This is a genomic window from Tianweitania populi (assembly GCF_014652875.1).
GTDB lineage: Bacteria > Pseudomonadota > Alphaproteobacteria > Rhizobiales > Rhizobiaceae > Tianweitania > Tianweitania populi.
Window position 1 is genome coordinate 1 of the sequence record NZ_BMZQ01000012.1, and the last position, 684, is coordinate 684.

The following is a 684-nucleotide window of genomic DNA, read 5'->3' on the forward strand; positions in this document are numbered from 1 at the left end:
GATCGCAAACACGTAGATCACGAGCACGCCGACCACGCCGCCCAGGATGTCGGCATTGGCGCCTTGCGTCGGCGAAAGCAGCACATGGGCGCCGTAGCCGATGCCGCCGCAAACAGCCAAGGCGATCAACAGCGAGGTTACGCCATGACCGAGCGTGCGCGCTTCGAGCGGCAAAGCCGGCATCGATTTCGGGCGCACGATCGACATGATCAGGATGTAAAGCATGTACAAACCGACCAGAACGAGGCCGGGGATCAGCGCGCCCTTGTACATGTCGCCGACCGAGCGGCCGAGCTGGTCGGCCAGCACGATCAGAACGAGCGACGGCGGGATGATCTGCGCCAGCGTGCCGGATGCCGCGATCACGCCGGAAGACAGTTTCCGGTCATAACCGTAGCGCATCATGATCGGCAGCGAGATCAGGCCCATTGCGATCACGGATGCCGCGACAACGCCCGTGGTTGCCGCCAACAGGGCGCCGACGAGGATCACCGCATAGGCCAGACCGCCGCGGATCGGGCCGAACAGCTGCCCGATCGTGTCGAGCAGATCCTCGGCCATGCCGCTTTTTTCAAGCACGATGCCCATGAAGGTAAAGAACGGGATCGCCAACAATGTTTCGTTGGCGAGCGTCCCCCAGAAGCGATCGGGCAGAGCGTAAAGCAGCGGCCAGGACAGGTTGAT

The 684-nt window shown here is 62.9% G+C and carries 1 protein-coding gene; it reads right to left on the minus strand.

All coding sequences use genetic code 11. The features are described from left to right. A partial coding sequence (locus IE166_RS20515) for a TRAP transporter large permease subunit (RefSeq protein ID WP_189507711.1) occupies nt 1–684 on the minus strand: 684 nt, incomplete at both ends.